The organism is Terrabacter sp. Soil811, from assembly GCF_001429655.1.
Taxonomy (GTDB): Bacteria; Actinomycetota; Actinomycetes; order Actinomycetales; family Dermatophilaceae; genus Terrabacter.
Map to the genome: position 1 here is coordinate 201,497 of NZ_LMSX01000001.1, position 21,302 is coordinate 222,798.

The following is a 21,302-nucleotide window of genomic DNA, read 5'->3' on the forward strand; positions in this document are numbered from 1 at the left end:
CAGCCCAGTGGATCTGCGTGTTGGTATGTCGACCGTCAGTCGGTCGAGATGAAGACGTTCTTGACCTCGGAGAACGCGTCGAGCGCGTCGGGGCCGAGCTCACGCCCGATCCCGCTCTGCTTGAAGCCGCCGAACGGCGTCGAGTAGCGGACGCTGCTGTGCGAGTTGACGGAGAGGTTGCCGGCCTCGACGCCACGCGCGACCCGCAGGCCACGACCGATGTCGCGGGTCCAGATGGACCCCGAGAGGCCGTATGCCGTGTCGTTGGCCTTGGCGACCGCGTCGGCCTCGTCGTCGAACGGCATGACCGCGACGACGGGCCCGAAGACCTCCTCCTGCCAGACCCGGTCGGTCGTCGAGCGCGGCAGGACGACCGTCGCGGGGTACCAGTAGCCGCTGCCCTCGGGGGCCTCCCCGCGGAAGGCGACGTCGACGTCCTCGGTGGCCTCCTCGACGTAGGAGCGCACCGTGTCGCGCTGCCCGGAGCTGATGAGCGGGCCCATCTCCGCTGCCTCGTCGCGAGGGTCGGTGACGACGACGCCCCGCACCGCCGTCTCGAAGTGCTCCATGAAGGTGTCGAAGGCGCTGCGCTCGACGAGGATGCGGCTGCGCGCGCAGCAGTCCTGGCCGGCGTTGTCGAAGACGCCGTAGGGGGCTCGCGCCGCGGCGAGCTCGAGGTCGGAGTCGGCGAAGACGATGTTGGCGCTCTTGCCGCCGAGCTCGAGGGTCACGCGCTTGACCTGGTCGGCGGCCCCGCGCATGATCCGCTGGCCCACGACCGTGGAGCCGGTGAAGCAGACCTTGCGCACGTCGGGGTGCGTGACGAAGCGCTCCCCCACGACCGTGCCCTTGCCGGGGACGACGGTGAAGACCCCCTCGGGGATCCCGGCCTCGAGGGCCAGCTCACCGAGGCGGACGGCGGTCAGCGGGGTCAGCTCGGCGGGCTTGAGCACGACCGTGTTGCCGGCGGCGAGAGCCGGTGCGAAGCCCCAGCCGGCGATCGGCATGGGGAAGTTCCACGGGACGATGATGCCGACGACACCGAGCGGCTCGCGGAACGTGACGTCGATGCCGCCGGCGACGGGGATCTGCCGACCGAAGTGCCGCTCAGGCGCCCCCGAGTAGTACGCGAGGACGTCGCGGACGTTGCCCGCCTCCCAGCGTGCGTTGCCGATGGTGTGGCCGGCGTTCTCGACCTCGAGCAGGGCGAGCTCCTCCTGGTGCTCGCCGACGAGGTCCGAGAAGCGGCGCAGGAGCAGCGACCGGTCGGCGGGGCTCACCGCGCGCCACGCGGGGCTCGCGGCCGAGGCGCGGGCGATCGCGGCGTCGGTCTGCTCGAGCGAGGCGAGCTCGACGGTGCGGACCACCTCCTCGGTGGCCGGGTTGATGACGTCGTGCGTGGTGGTCACAGTCGCTCGAATCCTCTCCTGCGCTCCCAGTCGGTGACGGCGGCGTTGAAGGCCGTGATCTCGACGTCGGCGGCGTTGACGTAGTGGTCGACGACCTCGTCCCCGAAGGCCGCTCGGGCCATGGTCGACCCGGCGAGCAGGTCACGGGCCTCCTGGAGCGTCGAGGGCACGCGTGGCTTGTCCGACGTGTAGGCGTTGCCCTCGAGCGCCGGCTCGAGCTCGAGCTCGTGCTCGATGCCGTGGAGACCACCGGCGAGCATGGCCGCGACGGCGAGGTAGGGGTTGAGGTCGCCGCCACCGATGCGGTTCTCGACGCGGAGGCCGGCGCCGTGGCCGACGACGCGGAGTGCGCACGTGCGGTTGTCGCGGCCCCACGCCACCGTCGTCGGGGCGAAGCTTGCCGACGCGAATCGCTTGTAGGAGTTGATGTTCGGTGCGTAGAAGTAGGTCAGCTCCTGCTGGGTCGCGAGGATGCCGGCGAGGAAGTGCTCGAACATCGCGCTGTGCCCGTGCTCGCGCTCCTCGTCGACGAAGACGGTCTCTCCGTCGAGGCCGCGCAGCGACAGGTGGATGTGGCACGAGCTGCCCTCGCGCTGGTCGAACTTGGCCATGAACGTCAGCGACTGGCCGTGGTGGGCCGCGATCTCCTTGGCGGCGTTGCGGTAGACGACGTGGTTGTCGCACGTGCGCACGGCTTCGTCGAAGAGGAAGCCGATCTCGTGCTGGCCGTAGTTGCACTCGCCCTTGGCGCTCTCGACGACGGCGCCGGCGGCATACATCTCGTTGCGGATCTCGCGCAGCAGCGGCTCGACGCGGTCACCGCCGAGGATCGAGTAGTCGACGTTGTAGCGGTTCGCCGGGGTCAGGCCCGTGTAGTTCGCGTCCCAGGCCTGCTCGTAGGACTCCTGGAAGACGATGAACTCGAGCTCGGTGCCGCAGTGCGCGGCCATGCCGAGCCCGGCGGCCCGGTCGACCTGGGCCTTGAGCACCGACCGGGGCGACTGCGCCACGGCGCCGCTGCCGTCGAGCCACGTCAGGTCGCACTGCACGGTTGCCGAGTGACGGCTGCCGGGCGTGCGCCGCAGGGTGTCGAGGTCGAGGTCGAAGAACATGTCGCCGTAGCCGCGCTCCCACGAGGAGATGGCGTAGCCGTCGACGGTGTTCATGTCGACGTCGACGGCCAGGAGGTAGTTGCAGCCCTCGGTGCCGTCCTCGAGCACGTGGTCGAGGAAGTAGTGGCCGTGCAGACGCTTGCCCTGCAGCCGCCCCTGCATGTCGGTGAAGGCGACGACGACGGTGTCGATGTCTCCGGACTCGATCTCCTCGCGGAGCCGGTCGAGCGTGAGCGTGGGTGTGGGCGCCATGTCGTGCCTTCCTGTCGTCTCAGCCGATGAGGCCACGGAGCAGCGCGGAGGTGGCGTCGCAGTGCTCCTCCATGACCGCCCGGGCTCGTTCCGCGTTCCCGCCGAGGATGGCCCCGACGATCTGGTGGTGCTGGGCGTTCGAGTGCTCGATGTTGCGCCGGAGCACGGGGATCGCCATGAGCATGTCGTGCAGGGCCGCCTGCGACCGCGTCACGGCGTCGATGAGCATCGGCGACCCGGAGAGGGTCGCGACGGCCAGGTGCAGCCGCGAGTCGGCAACCCGGTGTGCGGCAGGGTCGGGAGCGTCGTCGACCTCGACGAGGCTGTCGGCGAGCCACGCCCGTTGGTCGCCGGCGAGGGACTGGGTGGCTGCGAGCCAGGCGGCGCCGGGCTCGACGACGCGGCGGAAGGTCAGGGCGTCGCGCATGGCCGCGCCGCTGCGCACGAAGGCGCCGGAGGTGCTCGAGGGCAGCTCGGCCGACTCGGTGACCCAGGTGCCCCCGCCACGTCCGCGTCGGGTCGTCACGAGGCCCGAGTCGCGCAGGGCGGCGATCGCCTCGCGCAGCGTGTTGCGGCTGACACCGAGCCGTTCGGCGAGCTCGCGCTCGGGCGGGAGCTGCTCGCCGCGGGCGAAGACGCCGAGCCGGATGGCCGTCGCGAGCTGTTCGACGGTGCCCTCGAAGACGTTGCCGGTGGCGGGGCGCAGCACGACGTCCGGCAGGGACGGCTGTCGTTCGGCTGCGCTCACGTGTCGATCCAATACCGTCACCTCCACCTCGTCAATGGTCTGAGAAAGAACCATTAGGGCGTGTCGGACCCAGCCTGCCGGAGTCGCAACCCCTGCGGGTCGAGCGGCGCCCGCAGCCCGACCGAGAGCGGGTGCCGCTCGCCGGCCAGGTCGATCACCCACTCCCCCGTGCGTACCCATTCCGCCGTGGCCCCGCCCGTCCCACGGTCCCCCACGAGCGCCAGGCCGACGCCGGCCCCCACGGTCGCCCCCCACGCCGCGCTCGTCACCTGACCGACGGGTCGACCGTCCCTCAGGACGAGCTCACCGCCCCACGGGTAGGCCGCCGGGTCCCCCAGGACGAACGACACGACCCGTCGCGGCGGGGTCACGGCCTTCGCGGCCTCGACGGCTCGCCGCCCGAGGAAGTCGACGTCCGTGCCGAGCTTGCAGGCGAAGGTCAACCCCGCCGCCACGGGCCCGGTCTCGGTCGTCAGGTCGCGCCCGAACGCGCGGTAGCCCTTCTCGAGCCGCAGCGCCTCGATGGCGTAGTAGCCGGCAGGCCGCACGCCGACGTCGGCGCCCGCACGGAAGAGGTCGTCGTAGACGCCGACGGCGAGCTCGGTCGGCACGTAGAGCTCCCACCCGAGCTCACCGACGTACGTGATCCGCGTCGCCCGCACGACGGCCGACCCGAGACGCACCTCGCGGCTCGTGCCGAACGGGAAGGAGGCGTCGTCGAAGGAGTCGTCCGACAGCGCCGACAGCAGGTCGGCCGAGCGCGGTCCCATGACGCCGAGGACGGCATACGCACTCGTGACGTCGACGACGTCTGCGTCGGCACCGACGGGCACGTGCCGCCTGAGCCAGTCGAGGTCGCGCACGGTGGTGGCCGCGCTGCTGACGACGAGGAACTCGCGGTCGGCGGTCCGGGTCACGGTCACGTCGGACTCGTAGGTGCCCGCACCGTTGAGGATGCCCGTGTAGACGGTGCGACCCAAGGGGACGGCGACGTCGGCGGTGCAGATCCACTGCAGCGCTCGCTCGGCGTCCGCGCCGACGACGAGGTACTTCGAGAAGGACGTCTGGTCGAAGACGGCCACGGCGTCGCGCGTCGCCCGCTGCTCGTCGACGCACCAGTCGACCCAGGTCGGCCTATCCCACGAGTAGTCGAGACGTGGCGACTGGCTTTGTGGCGCAAAGACATTGGCGCGCTCCCAGTGGTTACGCGTCCCGAGCACCGCCCCCTGGGCGACGAGCCGGTCGTGCACCGGCGAGAGCCGCTGCGCGCGGCCCGTCTCGGGCTCGCGGTTGGGCCACGGCACGGCGTAGTGCAGGCCCAGCACCTCGACGACGCGCTCACGGAGCCAGGCATGGTTGCCGGCGAGCGGCGAGAAGCGACGGATGTCGGCGCTCACCAGGTCGAGTGTCGGACCGCCCTCGACCACCCACTCGGCGAGCGCGCGTCCGGCACCACCCGCGCTCGCGATCCCCACCGAGTTGAAACCCGCCCCGACGAAGAAGCCCGGCAGCTCGGGCGCCTCACCGACGATGAACTGGTTGTCGGGCGTGAAGCTCTCGGGGCCGTTGTAGAACTTGCGGATCCCGGTCTCGGCGAGCACCGGCAGGCGGTGGATCGCGCTCTCCATGAGCACCTCGAAGTGCTCCCAGTCCTCGTCGAGGAGCGCGAACTCGAAGGGGTACGGGATCCGGTCGGGCGACACCCACGGCTTGGCCTCGGGCTCGAAGCCGCCGACGAGGAGGCCCCCGACCTCCTCCTTGACGTAGGTCCAGCCGTCGGGGTCGCGCAGCACGGGCAGGTCCCGGTGCACGCCCTCGATCGGCTCGGTCACGACATAGAAGTGCTCGGCCGAGTGGAGCGGGACGTTGACCCCGGCCATCGCGCCGACGGCCCGCGCCCACTGACCGGCGCAGTTGACGACGACGTCGGCCTCGACGTCTCCGTGGTCGGTGCGCACCCCTGCGGCCCGTCCGTCACGCGTCAGCACGTCCGTGACGCGGACCCGCTCGGCGATGCGCACCCCGAGCTGCCGGGCCCCCTTGGCGAGGGCCTGGGTGAGGTCGGTCGAGTTGGTCTTGCCGTCACCGGGGAGCCAGATGGCGCCGACGACGTCGTCGACCCGGATGAGCGGGTAGCGCTCGCGCGCCTGGTCGGGCGTCAGCAGCTCGCAGTCGAGGTCGTATGCCGCCGCGCTGGCCGCCGTGCGCCGCAGCGCGACCAGACGCTCCGGGGTGCGGGCCACGGTCAGGCCGCCGCAGACCCGGTAGCCGGTGCCGAGGCCGGTCTCGGCCTCGAGGCGCGAGTAGAGGTCGGTCGAGTACTGCACGAGCCGGGTCCCGGCCTCGCTCGCCCGCAGCTGCCCGACGAGTCCGGCGGCGTGCCACGTCGTCCCGCACGAGAGGCTGCCCTGCTCGACGAGGAGCACGTCGGTGCGGCCGAGATGGGCCAGGTGGTAGGCCACGCTGGCGCCGATGACGCCGCCCCCGATGACGACGATCTCTGCGCGAGAGGGAAGTTCGGTCATGAGGCTCCTTCGGGATCGTCACCGACGGCGGCGGCGACGAGCGTGTCGAGACGCAGACTCGTCAGCAGGGACGCCGCCGGCTCGAAGCGCTCGGTCGTGAAGGCCCAGAAGTCGGCGTCGAGGTCGGAGACGCCGTGCTGGATCGCGCCCCAGAGGGTCCACGCGTACTGCCCGGCCAGTCCCCAGAGCTCGGCCCGCGCCAGCAGTCGGTCGCTGACCCTGTGGTGGTAGGCGTCGACCAGCTCGACGAGGAGGTCGTGGCCCAGCCGCGACTCGTTGACGAGGTTGCCGAGCTCGAACGCCGCCTCGTTGGTGCCGGAGTACTCGTAGTCGATGATCCGCACCTCCCCGCCGTCGTCGAGGAAGTTCGCGGCGAGCAGGTCGTTGTGGCACGGCACGAGCGGGTCGGGGTGGACCCGCAGCGCCTGCTCGACGCGGGCCGCTGCGGCCTCGAGCCGCCAGTAGCCCTCGGGGACCCGCAGGCCGCGCTCCCGGACGATGGCGGCATACGACCTCTGGATGTCGAACATGTCGAACCGCGAGGCGAACGGCGGCCCGGCGTGCAGGCGGCGCAGGGACGCTGCGATGCGGGGCAGGTTGGCACCCACGTCCGCGGCGGCATACGTGCGCCCCGGGAGGAACTCGACGACGAGGATGCCGGCCGCGGGCACGTAGTCGACGACCGGGGCACCCACCCCGGCCTCGGCCGCGGCGATCGAGTTGAGCCACTCGTGCTCGTGGTCGACGGCGAGCAGGGCGCTCGTCGGCGACGACACCCGCACGACGACGTCGAGGTCGCCGGTCCGCACGCGGTAGTTGTGGTTCGTCAGGCCACCCGGGAGCTCCGTCACCTCGCTCGGCTGTCCGGCGCGGGACAGCCGAGCGAGGGCGGTGGCGAGCTGGTCGGCCGGACCGGGAGCAGGGTCCGGCCGGGCCCGCGGCTCCGTGGTCACTCGCTGAACGCGTCGACGACCTCGGGGTCGATGTTGGTCTTCGGGCCCTTGAACCAGTGACGTGCCGAGACCCGCCACCAGATGGCGAGCACGAGCAGGGAACCGAGCGTGAGGATCGGGGCGTAGTTGACGAACTTCCACTCGAAGCCGTCGGTGAAGGGCACACCGCCGGGCACGAACGGCAGGATGAAGTAGATCGAGATGATCGCGATCTCGATGACGGCCACGAGGTTCATCCACTTGTACTTCGGCCCATTGGTCCACGAGCCGGGCACGAACGCGTCGCCCATCTTCCAGCGGAGCCAGATCGGGATGAGGAAGGCCAGGTAGAGGCCGATGACGGCGACCGAGACGACCGCGTAGAAGGCGGTCGGCACGATGAGCGGCGCCTCCTCGGTGCCGATGTTGACCTCGACGAGGGCGGGCAGCGTGATCATCGCGCTGACGACGCCGACGAGCATGACGGCGTTGGCCGGCACCTTCGCCCCCGTCAGCGTCGACCACAGGCGCGAGCCGGGCACGGCACCGTCGCGGCTGAAGGCGAACGTCATGCGCGAGGCGCTCGTCATGCACGAGGTCGTGCAGAAGAACTGCCCGACCGCCGAGATCGTGAGGATCGCGGCCGCCCACTTCGAGTCCATGGCGTGCGTGAAGATGTAGGCCACGCCGCCGCCGCCGACGCCGGCGTTGTCCGGCTTGCCGTCGGCACCGTTGGGGATCGCGAAGAGGAAGCAGAGAAGCAGGATCCAGCCGCCGATGGCGGAGTAGAAGATCGAGCGCCAGATCCCTTGTGCCGCAGCCTTGGACGCGGCCGAGGTCTCCTCCGACAGGTGCGCGGAGGCGTCGAAGCCGGTGATCGTGTACTGCGTCAGCAGCAGGCCGAACGGGACGATGAGGAGCCAGTAGGTGGGCGAGCTCGTCGAGCCGTCTGCGTAGCCGGAGTTGTTGAACCTCTCCGTGAAGACGTAGGAGAAGCTCTGGTGGTTGTCGGGCACGACGATGAGGATGAGGATGATGACGGAGGCCCCGACGACGTGCCACCACACGGAGACGTTGTTCATGACGGCCATGAGGTGGCCGCTGAAGATGTTGAGCACCGCGGCCGCGACGAGCACGACGAGGAAGATCCAGAAGACGCGCGTCAGCGAGTAGCCGTCGGCGTAGCCCTTGGACCACGTGCTGAGGGCCAGGTCGATGAAGGTGGCGCAGCCGTAGGCGACGGACGCGGTGACGGCGACGAGGCCGATGAGGTTGAGCCAGCCGGTGAAGAAGCCGGCACGGGCGCCGCCCATCTTGTTGGCCCACCAGTAGATCCCGCCGGACGTGGGGTAGGCCGAGACGAGCTCGGACATCGTCAGACCGATGACGAGGATGAAGGCGGCCACGATCGGCCAGCCCCACGAGATCGCGATCGGGCCGCCGTTGTTGAAGCCCTGGCCGAACGTCGTGAAGCAGCCGGCGAGGATCGAGATGATGGAGAAGGAGATCGCGAAGTTCGAGAAACCCGACCACGAGCGGTCGAGCTCCTGCTTGTAGCCGAGTTCCGCCAGACGGCGTTCGTCGTCGGAGAGACCAGTTGCCTGAGCCATGCCCTGCACTCCCATCTTCGGTATGAAGTTGGACCGATGCTAGCGCCGCACATCGCAGCCGAACAGACCTCGGAGGGACCTCTTCTGTGCTGGGACAGGCCGTTTTCCGACGCGTTTCGGTGCGGTTACCGGGCCAATGGAGCCACAACAGACCATTCGGACAGCACCGCCGGGCATTCGAAGCCGGCGTGCCGCCGGGGTCAGAGCCAGAGCGCCCACACCAGGGTGCGCGCGACGCCGTCCTCGTCGTTGGACGCGCACGTGCGGGTCGCAGCGGCGAGGGCGTCCGGGTGGGCGTTCGCGACGGCCCACCCGACTCCGGCCCACTCGAGCATCGGGATGTCGTTGGGCATGTCACCGAAGGCCCACACGTCAGCGGGGTGGATGCCGGCGCGGGCGCACCACCGCACGAGGCCCGCTGCCTTCGTCACGCCCGGGGCCGAGATCTCGGCGAGCCCCCCGGTGCCCGAGTGCTGCACGAGGGCGCGGTCGCCGAGCACCTCGGCCACGCGCGGGATGACCTCGTCCTCGGGCAGGTGCTCGGTGCGAGCGAGCAGCTTGCCCACGACGGCGTCGGGCGGGAGATCCTCGATGGGGGCCGGCACGAGGTCACCCGGCACCCAGCGGGGGTGCAGCTCGGGGTAGTTCGGCTCGGTGTGCACACCGCCGCTCAGCTCGGCGCTGAAGCCGATGCCCGGCACCGCGGCCCGCAGGTCCGCGACGATCTCGAGCAGCAGTGCACGGTCGAGCGGGTAGGACGCGACGACGGTCCGCGTGCGCACGTCGTAGTCGAAGGCGCCGTTGGCGCTGATGACCGTGCCGTCCCCGCCGACGGCGTCGGCGAGCGGGTCGAGCCACCGGGGCGGACGCGCCGTCACGAAGACGACGCCGATGCCGGCGGACTCGGCCGCGCGCAGCGCAGCGCTCGTGCGTGGGGAGATCAGCCCGTCGGAGCGCAGCAGCGTCCCGTCGAGGTCGGTGGCGACGAGGCGCGGCCGCCGCAACGGCGCGTCACCCACGGACGCCACTCCCCGACTCAGACGAGCCGGGTCAGCCAGCCGTGCGAATCCTCCGCGCGGCCGTACTGGATGTCGAGGAGCTTGGCGCGGATGGCCTCGGCGTAGCGGTCCTCGTGGCCCTCACGACGGTGGTCGACGGAGCCGCCGTCCCAGCGCAGCTCGCCGACGGGGGTGACGACGGCCGCGGTGCCGCACGCGAAGATCTCGACGATGTCGCCGCTGGCCGCGCCCTCCTTCCACTCCTCGATCGGGATGCGCCGCTCCTCGGGCTCGAGGTCGAGCTCCTTGGCGATCTCGAGGATCGAGCTGCGGGTCACGCCCTCGAGGATCGTGCCGGTCAGCTCCGGCGTGATGATGCGGCCGTCCTTGGTCACGAGGAAGAGGTTCATGCCCCCGAGCTCCTCGATGTACGTGTGCGTCGAGGAGTCGAGGAAGACGGCCTGGTCGCAGCCGTGCTCGATGCCCTCGAGCTGGCCGGCGAGCGAGCTGGCGTAGTTGCCGCCGCACTTCGCCGCGCCGGTGCCGCCCTCGCCCGCACGGGCGTAGTCGGTGGAGATCCACAGCGTGACGGGCTTGAGACCGCCGGAGAAGTAGGCGCCGGCCGGGGAGGCGATGACGGAGTAGGTGACCTGCTGGGCCGGACGCACGCCCAGGAAGGCCTCGGAGGCGAACATGAACGGGCGCAGGTAGAGGCTCTTCTCCCCGGCGTCTCCGGCGGGGACCCACGCCTGGTCGACGCCGACGAGCTGGCGGAGCGACTCGATGAAGTCGGCCTCGGGCAGCTCCGGCAGCGCGAGGCGGCGAGCCGACCGGGCGAAGCGGGCGGCGTTGGCCTCGGGGCGGAACGTCCAGATCGACCCGTCGGCGTGACGGTAGGCCTTCATGCCCTCGAAGATCTCCTGGGCGTAGTGCAGCACCGCCGCCGCCGGGTCGAGCTGGAAGGGACCGTACGGCTTGACCTGCGCGTCGCCCCAGCCGCCCTCGGCGGTCCACGTCGCGACGACCATGTGGTCGGTGAAGGTCTTGCCGAAGCCGGGGTTCTCGAGGACCTCGGCGATGCGCTCGGGCGACGTGACGTCGTCGCGGCGCCTGACCTCGAAGGACAGCTGGGACATGACAAACCTCCAGGAGCAAAATCAACGGTGATCCGGTTGTCAGGCTATCGCCCACATCGTGAGACGACGAAGTCGGGCACCGCCCACGGGCTCCGGTCCGGACCGCGCGGCGCACCACGCGCCCGACACCGCCACCCGCGGGCGAGGCCCAGTCGGGCGTATGCCGTGTGGCGTCGCTGTCAGAGGCGCGCGACCACGGCGTCGCCCACGGCCGTCGTGCTGCGTACGGCGTCACCACGCTCAGCCAGGTCGGCGGCGACGGCCGCGTCCACCCGGCCCGCCTCGGCATCGAGGCCGAGGTGCGCGAGGAGCATGCCGACCGAGAGGATGGCGGCGGTCGGGTCGGCCTTGGACTGACCGGCGATGTCGGGGGCCGAGCCGTGGACGGGCTCGAACATGCTCGGGGTCGTGCGCGCGGGGTTGATGTTGCCCGACGCGGCGAGCCCGATGCCGCCGGCGATCGCCGCGGCGATGTCGGTGAGGATGTCGCCGAAGAGGTTGTCGGTGACGATGACGTCGAAGCGGCCGGGGTCGGTCGCCATGAAGATCGTCGCGGCGTCGACGTGCTGGTAGGCGGTCTCGACGTCGGGGAACTCGGCTCCGACCTCCTCGACGGTGCGGCGCCAGAGGTGGCCGGCATACGTGAGGACGTTGTGCTTGTGCACGAGGGTCAGGTGGCGACGCGGGCGCGCTTGGGCGCGGGAGAAGGCGTCGCGGACGACACGCTCGACCCCGAAGCGGGTGTTGACGCTGACCTCGGTCGCGATCTCGGCCGGGGTCCCGACGCGCAGCGCGCCGCCGTTGCCGGTGTAGGGCCCCTCGGTGCCCTCGCGGACGACGACGAAGTCGATGCCGTCGGGGGCGACGCGCGCGACGTCGAGCGGGCTCGCCACTCCGGGAAAGAGCTTGGCGGGGCGCAGGTTGACGTAGTGGTCGAGGGCGAAGCGCAGCGGCAGCAGCACGCCGCGCTCGAGGACGCCGCTCGGGACGCTCGGGTCGCCGATCGCACCGAGGAGGATCGCGTCGTGGCCGCGCAGCTCCTCGAGGACGGAGTCGGGCAGCGTCTCGCCGGTGTCGTGCCAGCGGCGGGCGCCGAGGTCGTACTCGGTCGTCGCGAACTTCGGACCGCTCTCGCCGGTGACCGCGTCGAGGACCTTGAGTCCCTCCGCGACCACCTCGGGCCCGATGCCGTCACCGCCGATCACGGCGATGGAGTAGGCGTCCTTGACCTGCGTCTGTGCCATGTCGTCAGCCTAGAACCCGTCTTGTGATGTGGAATCTGCGTCTCAGTTATTGAACCGACGACGGCCCCCGCCCGGGAGGGCAGGGGCCGTCGTCACGGTGTCGCGGCTCGGCCGCGGACGTCGTCGGGTCTGGCTCAGTCTTCGGTGTGACCCTGGTCGCGCAGGTCCATCGACTCCTGCAGGGCCTGACGGGCAGCCTTGGCGTCTTCGCTCATGGTGATCACGTCTTTCGAGTTGCGTGCGGTGTGGTGGTCTCAGGTGGCTCCAGCCCGGGTGGGCGAACCGGTCAGCAGAGGGGTGCGCGGGATCTCCGCGGCGAGGTGCTGACTACCTGGACTCGCCGCGGCGGGGAATAAGTACGACCTGCCGCGTCATGCATTTCACGGTACGCCGGGCTACCCATGGGTAAAGGGGGTTTCCACTGGATGAGACGCGGTGTCCGCCATTCGTCAGGGCTGGGGGCCGCGGCGCGGTGCCGCGCATCCCCCGCTCCCCCTGCTCGGAGCCGTAGGCTCGCCGCGTGAGCGCCGACCACCCCGACGCGCCTGCCGAACCCTCCACCGGCACCGCTCGCCACCACGCCGACCACCCGGACCACCGGGCCGCTGCCACTCGCACCCGGCACACCAGCCACGCCGTCCCGGGCGTGCCGTTCGACGACGAGGCGCGATGGATCGCCATCACGCCGGGCAACGCCCGTCGCATCATCGTCACGGTGTTCGTCGCCGTCGTCCTGCTCTCCGTGGCGACGTGGGCCTTCCACGCGATGGGCAGCTTCCTCTTCCTGCTGCTGCTCGCTTGGCTGCTGTCGATCGCGATGGAGCCGGTCGTGCTGTGGCTGAGCCAGCGCGGCATGAAGCGGGGCCTCGCCACGGGGATGACGATGCTGGGGATGCTCCTGCTCTTCGCCGGGCTCGCCGAGCTCTTCGGACAGGTCTTCGTGTCGCAGCTCTCACAGCTCGGGTCACAGCTGCCCGGCGCGATCACCTCGGCGATCGACTGGGTCAACTCCACCTTCGGCACCCAGTTCGACATCGAGCAGATCCAGACTGCCCTGAGCCTGACGCCCGACAAGCTCGGTGAGCTCGCGGGCAAGTACGGCGGCGGCATCATCGGGGTCTTCGGCTCCGTCATCACCTTCCTCTTCGACGCCCTGACGATCCTCGTCTTCGCCTACTACTTCTCGGCCGACAGCCCGCGGCTGCGCCAGACGATCGGCTCGTGGCTCCCCCAGCGCTACCAGCGCGTCTTCATCACGGTCTGGACGATCTCGGTCGAGAAGACCGGCGGCTACGTCGTGTCCAAGCTCGTCCTGGCCTCGCTCTCGGCCGTCTTCCACGTCGCCTTCTTCTGGTTCATCGACGTGCCGTTCTGGCTGCCCCTCGGCATCTTCGCCGGCATCGTCGGCCAGTTCATCCCGACGATCGGCACGTACATCGGCGTGGCCCTGCCAGCCCTCTTCGCCCTCCTCGACAAGCCGATCAACGCCCTGTGGATCGCGGTGTTCGCGACCGTCTACCAGCAGCTCGAGAACTACGTCTTCACGCCGCGCATCAGCCGCCGCACCATGGACGTGCACCCGGCCGTCGCCCTCGGTTCGGTCATCGCCGGCGCCGCGCTCTTCGGCCCGATCGGTGCCCTCATCGGCATCCCCATCGCGGCGGTCGCCCTCGCGATCGTCGACACGTTCAGCAAGCGGCACGAGCTCGTCCCTGAGCTCGCCGGCCTCGAGCCGGCCGACGACAAGGACGACGAGGACGGCGAGGACGAGGACAGCGAGGACGAGCGGGACGCCGAGAGTCCCCAGCGCGTCGAGACGGACGCCGGCCGGCGGACCTGACCGGCGGAGCTGACCGGGCGACGTGTCCGGCAGACCTGTCCGGCCGCGGCTCAGTCCTGCAAGCCGATGACCGAGAAGGTCTTGGCCTCGATGACCTCGGAGAGCTCGGCGGCCATGGCTGCGGGCACGGCGCTGTCGACGTTGAGCACCCCGATGGCCCGGTCGTCCTGGCGTGAGACCTGCATGCCGCCGATGTTGATGCCCGCGTCGCCGAGGATCCGACCGACCGCGCCGATGACACCCGGACGGTCGGAGTACTCGAAGACGAGCATGTGGTCCGAGAGCGGGACCTCGAGGTCGTAGCCGTTGACGCCGACGAGCTTCTCGACCATCTTCGGGCCGGTCAGCGTGCCCGAGACCGAGACGACCGACCCGTCGGCGAGGGTCCCGCGCAGCGTCGTGACGTTGCGGAAGTCACCGGAGTCGGGGTCCGTGACGAGCCGCACGACGCAGCCGCGCTGCTCGGCGAGGACCGGGGCGTTGACGTAGGTGACGGCGTCCTCGACGACGTCGGTGAACAGTCCCTTGAGGGCGACGAGCTTCCACACGCTGACGTCGTGGGCGGTGATCTCGCCGCGGACGTCCACGTCGAGCTGGGCCGGCACGCTGCCGGACACCGCGGTGAAGATGCGGCCGAGCTTCTCGACGAGCGGGATGCCCGGGCGGACCTCCTCGGCGATGAAGCCGCTGCTGACGTTGACGGCGTCCGGGACGAGCTCTCCCCCGAGCGCGAGACGCACCGACCGGGCGACGGCGATGCCGGCCTTCTCCTGGGCCTCCTCGGTCGAGGCGCCGAGGTGCGGCGTGACGACGACGGACTCGTGCTCGAAGAGCGGTGACTCGGTGGTCGGTTCGGTGGCGAAGACGTCGATGCCGGCGCCGGCGACGCGGCCCTCGGCGATCGCGCGTGCCAGGGCGGCCTCGTCGACGATGCCGCCACGGGCAGCGTTGACGATGCGGACCGAGGGCTTGACCTTCGCAAGAGCCTCCTCCCCGATGAGGCCGAGCGTCTCGGGCGTCTTGGGCAGGTGGATGGTGATGAAGTCGGACTGGGCGAGCAGCTCGTCGAGGCCCACGAGCTGGGCCCCGAGCTGTCCGGCCTTGGCCGGCGACGCGTAGGGGTCGTAGGCGAGGATCCTCATGCCGAAGCCCTTGAGGCGCTCGGCGACGAGGGCGCCGATGCGGCCGAGGCCGACGACCCCGACGGTCTTGTCGAGCAGCTCCACACCGGAGTACTTGCTGCGCTTCCACGCCCCCCCCTTGAGAGCCTGGTTGGCCGGCGCGATGTTGCGGGCCGTCGCAAGGAGCAGGGCCACGGCGAGCTCGGCGGCGGACGTGATGTTGGACGTCGGCGCGTTGACGACCATGACCCCGGCCTGTGTCGCCGACTGGACGTCGACGTTGTCGAGGCCGACACCGGCGCGGGCGATGACCTTGAGCTGCTTCGCGGCAGCGATGGCCTCGGCGTCCATCCTCGTGGCCGAGCGGATGAGGATCGCGTCGACGTCGGCGAGCGCCGGGAGGAGTGCCTCGCGGTCGGCCCCGTCGACCGAACGCACCTCGAAGTCCGGTCCCAGTGCCTCGATCGTGGCGGGCGACAGCTCTTCGGCGATGAGGACAACGGGTTTGGTCACAGAGGAACCCTTCCGGACGGGCGGGGCCCTACGCACGACAGGGGGCGCGGGCCGTCGGCGGCACCGCGATGTGCCGTCGGCGAGTCTAGGCCGTCGTTCGCGCAGAATCACGGGATGTAACCACAATGTGAACACGGGTCCGAGGGGTGTTCGGGGTATCAGTTCATGGAACACCGATCCCGTATGCCGGACGCTTCGACACCACGCACCACGCGCGAGGCATTGCGCCGGCACGGGCGGGCACGACAGGGTGGGGTCATGCGCATCGTCGTGACAGGTGGCGCCGGGGACCTCGGCTCGCGGGTCGTCCGCGAGGTCGTGGCCCGCGGACACCAGGCGGTGCCGGCCAGTCGGAGGACCGGCGTGGACCTGACGACCGGCGAGGGTCTCGAGGCCGTCCTGGCGGGCGCGGCTGCCGTCGTCCACTGCGCCGACGACACGTCCCGCGGCGACACCGTCACGGTCTACGGGACGCGCCGGCTGGCCGATGCGGCTGCCGAGCACGGCGTACACCTCGTACACATCTCGATCGTCGGCATCGACGAGCACCCCTTGGCCTACTACCGCCGCAAGCTGCGCGCCGAGCAGGGCATCGAGGATGCAGGTGGTGCCGCCTCGGTGTTGCGCGCCACCCAGTTCCATTCCCTCGCTGCGTTCTTCGCCCGCAAGCTGAGTGCAGGTCCGATCACGGTGACCATCGGCGACATGGCCCTCCAGCCCGTCGACACGGACTTCGTGGCCACGCGCCTGGCCGACCTTGCGCTGGGAGCGCGCCCCACGGCATACGCCAGGGCGACGGACGTCGCGGGTCCCGATGTGCTCACGGTTCGCGAGGTCGCCACCCTGCTGCGTGCGCACCGGGGCGCCTCCGCCCCGAAGGTCGTGCGCCTACCGCCCGTCGGCGGGCTCCTCAAGGCGTTCGCCGAGCGACGCAACGTCCCGTTCCCCGGCGACGCGGACACCGGCGGCCAGGCCTTCGCCGACTGGCTCGCCCTCCAGCCGCAGCGGCTCAGCGGCCGCTGACAGGTCGCGGCACGCGAACGGCCGGCATCCCCACGAACGGGACACCGGCCGCCGAGCCGTGCGGACGGGTCAGCGCGCGGCGCTGCCCTCGACGTAGTCGGAGTCGGTCTGCTTGACCCACGCCATGAGCTTGCGCAGCTCGCGGCCCGTGCCCTCGATCGGGTGCTGGGCACCCTTCTCTCGCAGCGCCTTGAACTCCGGTGCGCCGGCGTCCTGGTCGTCGATGAAGCGCTTGGCGAAGGTGCCGTTCTGGATGTCGCCGAGCACCGCCTTCATGTTCTCCTTGACGCTCGGGTCGATGACGCGCGGACCCGACACGTAGTCGCCGTACTCGGCGGTGTCGGAGACCGACCAGCGCTGCTTGGCGATGCCGCCCTCGATCATGAGGTCGACGATGAGCTTGAGCTCGTGGAGGCACTCGAAGTAGGCGACCTCGGGCTGGTAGCCGGCCTCGACGAGGGTCTCGAAGCCGTACATGACGAGCTGGCTCGCGCCACCGCACAGGACGGCCTGCTCGCCGAACAGGTCGGTCTCGGTCTCCTCGGTGAACGTCGTCTTGATGCCGCCGGCACGCAGGCCGCCGATCGCCTTGCCGTAGGCCTTGGCGAGGTCCCAGGCGGTGCCCGACGCGTCCTGCTCGACGGCGAGGAGCACGGGCACCCCACGGCCGTCGGCGAACTCGCGGCGCACGATGTGGCCCGGTCCCTTGGGGGCGACCATGAGCACGTCGGCGTCGGCCTCGGGCTTGATGTAGCCGAAGCGGATGTTGAAGCCGTGGCCGAAGAGGAGCGCGGCGCCGTCCTTGAGGTTGGGCTGGATGTCGTTGGCGTAGACCGTCCGCTGCACCTGGTCGGGCGTGAGGATGACGACGAGGTCGGCCTCCTTGACCGCGTCGGCGACCGACGTGACCGTCAGGCCCTCGGCCTCGGCCTTGGCCTTGCTCTTGCTGCCCTCGGCGAGGCCGACGCGCACGTCGACGCCGGAGTCGCGAAGGTTGAGTGCGTGGGCGTGGCCCTGGCTGCCGTAGCCGATGACGGCGACCTTCTTGCCCTGGATGATCGACAGGTCGGCGTCGTCGTCGTAGAACATCTCGGCCATGGTGGCCTTCTCCTTCGGTTGCGGTGTGCAGTGGGTCTGGTGGTGCGGTGGGTGGAGCCCGGCCGGGTGGAGCCGGGGTCAGGCGCTGCGCAGGCTGCGGTCGGTGATCGATCGGGAGCCGCGACCGACGGCGACCATGCCGGACTGGACGAGCTCCTTGATGCCGAACGGCTCGAGGACGTCGAGCAGGGCTCGGAGCTTGTCGGAGGTGCCGGTGGCCTCGATGACGATCGCGTCGGTCGTCACGTCGACGACCTTGGCCTTGAAGAGCTGAATCGTGTCGATGACCTGGCTGCGGGTCGCCGGGTCGGCACGGACCTTGACGAGCAGGATCTCGCGCTGCACCGAGGCGTGCGGATCGAGCTCGACGACCTTGAGCACCTCGATGAGCTTGTTGAGCTGCTTCGTCACCTGCTCGAGCGCCGCGCCCTCGACCTCGACGACGACCGTGATGCGGGAGATGTCGGGCAGCTCGGTCGGGCCGACGGCGAGGGAGTTGATGTTGAAGCCGCGTCGGGAGAAGAGCGCCGCCACGCGGGTCAGGACGCCGGGCTTGTCCTCGACGAGGACCGACAGGGTGTGCTTGCTCATGCTCAGTCCTCCCGCTCCCAGACCGGCGCCTCGTGGCGTGCGGCCTGGATCATGTCGTTGCTGACGCCGGCCGGCACCATCGGCCACACCATGGCGTCGCGGTGCACGATGAAGTCGATGACGACCGGGCGGTCGTTGGTCTCGAGCGCCAGCTTGATGACGGCGTCGACCTCCTCGGGCGTCTCGGCCCGCAGGCCGAGGCAGCCGTACGCGTCGGCGAGCTTGACGAAGTCGGGCACCCTCTGGGTCGTCGGCTGCAGGTCGGTGTTGGAGTAGCGCTCGTTGTAGAAGAGCGTCTGCCACTGGCGGACCATGCCGAGCGAGCTGTTGTTGATGATCGCGACCTTGATCGGGATGTTGTTGATGACGCAGGTGGCGAGCTCCTGGTTCGTCATCTGGAAACAGCCGTCACCGTCGATGGCCCAGACCGTGCGCTCGGGCTCGGCGACCTTGGCGCCCATGGCTGCCGGGACCGAGAAGCCCATCGTGCCGAGGCCACCGGAGTTGATCCACGCGTTGGGGCGTTCGTACTTGACGAACTGCGCGGCCCACATCTGGTGCTGGCCGACACCCGCGACGTAGGTCGCCTCCGGTCCGGTGAGGGCCCCGATGCGCTCGATGACGTACTGCGGCGAGAGCGTGCCGTCCTCACTGTCGGTCCAGCCGAGGGGGAAGGTCCGCTTCCAGTCGGCGACGCGCTCGCGCCACTCGGCGTAGTCCCAGGCGTCGGTGTCGTCGCCCGCCGTCGCCCGGTCGAGCGTGATCTGCTCGATGAGGTCCTTGATGACCTCGCCCACGTCACCGACGATCGGCACGTCGGCGATGCGGTTCTTGGAGATCTCGGCGGGGTCGATGTCGGCGTGGATCACCTTGGCGTGCGGGGCGAACGTCGAGAGCTGGCCGGTGACCCGGTCGTCGAAACGCGCGCCGAGCGTGATGAGCAGGTCGGACTTCTGCAGGCCCGTCACCGCGGCGACCGTGCCGTGCATGCCGGGCATGCCGAGGTTGAGCGGCTCGCTGTCGGGCACCGTGCCACGCGCCATGAGGGTCGTGACGACGGGGATGCCGGTCAGCTCGACGAGCCGGCGCAGCGCCTCGCTCGCGCGGGCTCGCACGACACCGCCCCCGACGTAGAGGACGGGCCGCTTGGCCGCAGCCATGAGGCGCGACGCCTCGCGGATCTGCTTGCCGTGCGGACGGAGCACCGGGCGGTAGCCCGGCAGGTCGATCTGCGGCGGCCAGCTGAAGGTCGTCGTCGCCTGGAGCGCGTCCTTGCTGATGTCGACGAGGACCGGACCCGGCCGGCCCGTGCTCGCGACGTGGAACGCCTCAGCGATCGCCTGCGGGATCTTCGCCGGGTCGGTCACGAGGTAGTTGTGCTTCGTGATCGGCATCGTGATGCCGCGGATGTCGGCCTCCTGGAAGGCGTCCGTACCGATGGCGGCGCTCGCGACCTGACCGGTGATCGCGACGATGGGCACGGAGTCCATGTGCGCGTCGGCGAGCGGCGTCACGAGGTTCGTCGCGCCGGGGCCCGACGTCGCCATGCAGACGCCGACCTTGCCGGTCGCCGACGCATACCCCTCGGCCGCGTGGCCGGCACCCTGCTCGTGGCGCACGAGGATGTGACGGACCTTCTTGGAGTCGAGCATCGGGTCGTAGGCGGGCAGGATCGCGCCGCCGGGGATGCCGAAGACGGTGTCGCAGCCGATGGCCTCGAGGGAGAGTACGAGCGCCTGCGCCCCGGTGACCTCACGGGCCGGCGTGACGGGCCCGACGGGCTCGACGGGCTTGGCCTCCGCCGCGGGTCGGGGACGGGCCAGGGAGGCCACGTCGGCGGGCGAGGGCGCCTGCTTCGTCGTGTCGCTCACGATCTCTTCCTTGTCTCGAGCACTGCGTGGTGATGCCGGTTCGGGCTGACTCCAGCCACAAAAAAACCCTTCGGTCCCGCGGTGGGACGGAAGGGGGCGCGCTGACCGTTCGAGCTGGTCGGCGCGCTAGGGAAGTACGAGGAGTCGGGCCACGTGACAACCGTCCTACCAAGCCCCAGCGGTGTCAATCGACCATCTCGGGCGTCTCAACATGTGACCTCGTGATCTCACCCACTGTCACGCCGGCGGTCGGGGCGCCGGCGCTGTCCCCGGTCCGCGAAAGTCGGTTGTCGCCGGCGCGACCGGCTCGGGACACTGACCGGCATGACGAGCGCCGTGCCCCTCCAGCTGCCGCCTGCTGCGGCCCACCTCGCCGACCGACCGCTGTCGCGGGACGACGCGGCTGCCGTCACCGCCCTCATGGCGGCCTGCGAGCTGCACGACGTCGGAGAGGTGCTCATCGAGGAGGCCGACATCGTCGGCGACTGGCAGCGTCCCGCCTTCGACCTCGCCACGCAGTCCGTGGGCGTGCTCGACGGAGACCGGCTCGTCGCGTACGCGGAGGTCTACAAGGGTCGCTGGGCCGACGCGGCCGTCGCACCGACCCACCGCGGTCTGGGCCTGGGGACGGCCCTGTCTCGCTGGACGCGAGCCGTCGGCGCGCGTGACGGCGGCACCGTCGTCGGCCAGCCGGTGCCCGGCGACTCGGCCGGTGAGCGCCTCCTCTCGGCTCTCGGCTATCGCACCCTGTGGACGTCGTGGGTGCTCGAGCTGCCGGCCGGGCAGGCGATCGAGCCACAGCCCGTCCCGGAGGGGTATGCCGTCCGCGAGCCGCGCGACGAGGACGACCTCCGCGCGACGTGGACGGTCAACGAGGACGCCTTCCTCGAGTGGTCCGAACGCGAGCGCTCGACCTTCGAGGAGTGGACGGCCACCGTCTCGCGACGACCGGGCTACGAACCGTGGCAGCTGCGGCTCATGGTCGACGCGTCCGACACCGTCGTCGGCATGGCCTTCGTCGTCGTGTCGAGCGGCTGCGCCTACGTCGACAAGCTCGCGGTGCGCCGCGACGAGCGCGGCAGGGGTCTGGCCAGGGCGCTGCTCGTCGACGCCTTCGAGGTCGCCCGCACGCACGGCGGCGAGCGGTCCGAGCTGTCGACCGATTCCCGCACCGGCGCCCTCGGTCTCTATGAGAAGGTCGGCATGCAGGTCACGTCGGTGTGGCGCCACTGGGCGGCCGACGTGGCACCGGACCCGGGGGCCGCACCAGCCTGAGGAG

17 protein-coding genes are annotated in these 21,302 nt (G+C 70.6%); 3 read left to right on the forward strand and 14 right to left on the reverse strand.

Features of this window, described 5'->3' with window-relative positions; genetic code table 11:
• Nucleotides 1–35: 35 nt before the first annotated feature.
• The 10 genes from ASH01_RS00925 to ASH01_RS00970 form a co-directional block, all read right to left on the reverse strand.
• The gene (locus tag ASH01_RS00925; RefSeq protein WP_056770234.1) at nt 36–1,409 is read right to left on the reverse strand and encodes an aldehyde dehydrogenase family protein; all 1,374 of its coding nucleotides are present in this window, start codon (nt 1,407–1,409) and stop codon (nt 36–38) included.
• Nucleotides 1,406–2,773, reverse strand: coding sequence for a glutamine synthetase family protein (locus tag ASH01_RS00930; protein WP_056770237.1), 1,368 nt, complete (start codon nt 2,771–2,773; stop codon nt 1,406–1,408). The genes ASH01_RS00925 and ASH01_RS00930 overlap by 4 nt, the downstream gene beginning before the upstream one ends.
• A 19-nt stretch (nt 2,774–2,792) precedes the next feature.
• A complete protein-coding gene (locus ASH01_RS00935; protein ID WP_255358388.1) occupies nt 2,793–3,521 on the reverse strand; it encodes a FadR/GntR family transcriptional regulator in 729 nt (242 codons plus the stop codon).
• A 53-nt stretch (nt 3,522–3,574) separates the two neighbouring features.
• A complete protein-coding gene (locus tag ASH01_RS00940) occupies nt 3,575–6,046 on the reverse strand; it encodes a GcvT family protein (protein ID WP_056770240.1) in 2,472 nt (823 codons plus the stop codon).
• Complete coding sequence (locus ASH01_RS00945; RefSeq protein WP_056770242.1) at nt 6,043–6,999, reverse strand: choline/ethanolamine kinase family protein; 957 nt, start codon at nt 6,997–6,999, stop codon at nt 6,043–6,045. Before ASH01_RS00945 ends, ASH01_RS00940 begins: the two co-directional genes overlap by 4 nt.
• Complete coding sequence (locus ASH01_RS00950; protein ID WP_056772476.1) at nt 6,996–8,588, reverse strand: amino acid permease; 1,593 nt, start codon at nt 8,586–8,588, stop codon at nt 6,996–6,998. Before ASH01_RS00950 ends, ASH01_RS00945 begins: the two co-directional genes overlap by 4 nt.
• Before the next feature lie 200 nt (nt 8,589–8,788).
• A complete protein-coding gene (locus ASH01_RS00955) occupies nt 8,789–9,607 on the reverse strand; it encodes an HAD family hydrolase (protein ID WP_235509489.1) in 819 nt (272 codons plus the stop codon).
• 17 nt (nt 9,608–9,624) lie between these two features.
• The gene (locus ASH01_RS00960) at nt 9,625–10,722 is read right to left on the reverse strand and encodes a branched-chain amino acid aminotransferase (RefSeq protein ID WP_056770244.1); all 1,098 of its coding nucleotides are present in this window, start codon (nt 10,720–10,722) and stop codon (nt 9,625–9,627) included.
• A 179-nt stretch (nt 10,723–10,901) separates the two neighbouring features.
• Nucleotides 10,902–11,966, reverse strand: coding sequence for a 3-isopropylmalate dehydrogenase (locus ASH01_RS00965; protein WP_056770247.1), 1,065 nt, complete (start codon nt 11,964–11,966; stop codon nt 10,902–10,904).
• Between the two features lie 134 nt (nt 11,967–12,100).
• Entirely contained in the window at nt 12,101–12,181 is an 81-nt protein-coding gene (locus tag ASH01_RS00970; protein WP_081633825.1) for a 3-isopropylmalate dehydrogenase, read from the reverse strand.
• Nucleotides 12,182–12,486: 305 nt separating this feature from the next.
• Here ASH01_RS00970 and ASH01_RS00975 point away from each other — a divergent pair, with 305 nt between their 5' ends.
• Nucleotides 12,487–13,806: an AI-2E family transporter gene (locus ASH01_RS00975; protein WP_056770250.1), complete on the forward strand. Its 1,320-nt coding sequence runs from the start codon at nt 12,487–12,489 to the stop codon at nt 13,804–13,806.
• Nucleotides 13,807–13,856: 50 nt separating this feature from the next.
• Here ASH01_RS00975 and serA read toward each other — a convergent pair whose 3' ends face one another.
• Nucleotides 13,857–15,440 (reverse strand): phosphoglycerate dehydrogenase, encoded by a 1,584-nt coding sequence (gene serA, locus ASH01_RS00980; protein ID WP_056770252.1) that lies wholly within the window; start codon nt 15,438–15,440, stop codon nt 13,857–13,859.
• 258 nt (nt 15,441–15,698) lie between these two features.
• Here serA and ASH01_RS00985 point away from each other — a divergent pair, with 258 nt between their 5' ends.
• Nucleotides 15,699–16,463, forward strand: a complete 765-nt coding sequence (locus ASH01_RS00985) for an SDR family oxidoreductase (protein ID WP_056770254.1) — start codon at nt 15,699–15,701, stop codon at nt 16,461–16,463.
• Nucleotides 16,464–16,532: 69 nt separating this feature from the next.
• Here ASH01_RS00985 and ilvC read toward each other — a convergent pair whose 3' ends face one another.
• From ilvC to ASH01_RS01000, 3 genes are all read right to left on the reverse strand, one after another.
• Nucleotides 16,533–17,561: a ketol-acid reductoisomerase gene (ilvC, locus tag ASH01_RS00990; protein ID WP_056770258.1), complete on the reverse strand. Its 1,029-nt coding sequence runs from the start codon at nt 17,559–17,561 to the stop codon at nt 16,533–16,535.
• Between the two features lie 78 nt (nt 17,562–17,639).
• Nucleotides 17,640–18,152 carry an acetolactate synthase small subunit gene (gene ilvN, locus ASH01_RS00995; protein WP_056753659.1) on the reverse strand — a complete coding sequence of 171 codons (513 nt, stop codon included), beginning with the start codon at nt 18,150–18,152 and terminating at the stop codon, nt 17,640–17,642.
• A gap of 2 nt (nt 18,153–18,154) precedes the next feature.
• On the reverse strand, nt 18,155–20,023 hold the full coding sequence (locus ASH01_RS01000) for an acetolactate synthase large subunit (RefSeq protein ID WP_056770261.1): 1,869 nt from the start codon (nt 20,021–20,023) through the stop codon (nt 18,155–18,157).
• Nucleotides 20,024–20,347: 324 nt separating this feature from the next.
• On the opposite strand from ASH01_RS01000, the gene ASH01_RS01005 reads away from it, so the two are divergent.
• On the forward strand, nt 20,348–21,298 hold the full coding sequence (locus ASH01_RS01005; protein ID WP_056770264.1) for a GNAT family N-acetyltransferase: 951 nt from the start codon (nt 20,348–20,350) through the stop codon (nt 21,296–21,298).
• Nucleotides 21,299–21,302 lie beyond the last annotated feature (4 nt).